We start from the raw sequence: 1,395 nt of genomic DNA, 5'->3' as shown, positions 1-1,395 counted from the left end.
GCGAACGTGTCACCAGCACCGGTGGTCACGGCAGTGACCGGCGCCAACGCCAACGCAGTCGCGGCAATGTCTTCAGAACTGTCCGTGACGTTGTCAAGGTCAGTGAAAACCAACGCACTGGACTGCAGCGTCACAGCCCAACCACTCTCGGTGCCAGTAAGGTCGTCGGCGGTCAAAGTAGCAGCCGCTGTCACCGCCTGCGGTGTGTGCGAGAAATCGACCGCGTCGAACGCGACCGAGGTCAGCGAAGCCGATAGCACCCCGGCGGTGACGGCCGCGGTGGCCGATGACGTGGACGCGATTGCGGGGACAAGCGCCAACGAATGGAACGCACCGGCCGACACCGCAGTCACCCTAGACAGGCCCGCCGGAACCGACGACTGCCCGTTGCCGTCATAACCCCAGGCGACGACCGTGCCATCACCCTTCAACGCCAACGAATGGGACGCACCGGCCGAGACCGCAGTCACCCCAGACAGGCCCGCCGGAACCAACGACTGCCCGGAGGTGTTAGAACCCCAGGCGACGACCGTGCCATCACCCTTCACCGCCAACGAATGGGACCCACCGCCCGAGACCGCGGTCACCCCAGACAGGCCCGCCGGAACCAACGACTGCCCGCGGGAGTTAGAACCCCAGGCGACGACCGTGCCATCACCCTTCACCGCCAACGAATGGTNTAGAACCCCAGGCGACGACCGTGCCATCACCCTTCACCGCCAACGAATGGTCCCAACCGGCCGAGACCGCGGTCACCCCCGACAGGCCCGCCGGAACCGACAACTGCCCGGAGGTGTTAGAACCCCAGGCGACGACTGTGCCATCACCCTTCAACGCCACCGAATGGTACCGACCGGCCGAGACCGCGGTCACCCCAGACAGGCCCACCGGAACCGACGACTGCCCGGAGGTGTTATCGCCCCAGGCGACGACCGTGCCATCACCCTTCACCGCCACCGAATGGGCCCGACCGCCCGAGACCGCGGTCACCCCAGATAGGCCGGTCGGAACCGACGACTGCCCGGAGGCGTTACTGCCCCAGGCGGTGACGGTTGCGTTAGTACCGGCAGGAGTCGCGATAGCGGGTGTTCCGGCGATACCAACGGTGAGCAGTGCGGCTACCATCACCGCGACCGCCCGAAATCTGGCACGCCGACGAGGCGCCCCGTGAAAGGCTACGGGCACAGCTGGGGTAGTAGAAAGCAACATCATATTCCTCATTCAGGACTAGTAGGGATCTTCGTGTTCAACAGGGTGCGGATCACTGGTTGACCGCAAGCGTGCGAGCGGTCGAAGCCCGGTGGCGCAAGCGGCTGTCGTGGTTAGGGGGCGGCGGAGATAGTGGTGGTCAGGGTGCTCGCGTATGTACCGGAGGCGGCGTTGCCAGGAACCGTC

2 protein-coding genes are annotated in these 1,395 nt (G+C 65.6%); both read right to left on the bottom strand.

Annotated elements, in window-relative coordinates; all coding sequences use genetic code 11:
• The coding region (locus tag CXY75_RS00065; protein WP_369826613.1) for an RCC1 domain-containing protein at window positions 1-665 on the bottom strand (665 nt) is incomplete at its 3' end.
• Window positions 655-1,125, bottom strand: coding sequence for a hypothetical protein (locus CXY75_RS00060; protein ID WP_233201635.1), 471 nt, complete (start codon window positions 1,123-1,125; stop codon window positions 655-657). The genes CXY75_RS00065 and CXY75_RS00060, both read right to left, overlap by 11 nt.
• Window positions 1,126-1,395 lie beyond the last annotated feature (270 nt).

Source organism: Cryobacterium sp. Y11 (genome assembly GCF_002929535.1).
In the GTDB taxonomy this organism is placed as follows: Bacteria; Actinomycetota; Actinomycetes; order Actinomycetales; family Microbacteriaceae; genus Cryobacterium.
Note: the sequence above shows the minus strand (reverse complement) of the source record. Positions and strands in the feature narration are given on the sequence as shown.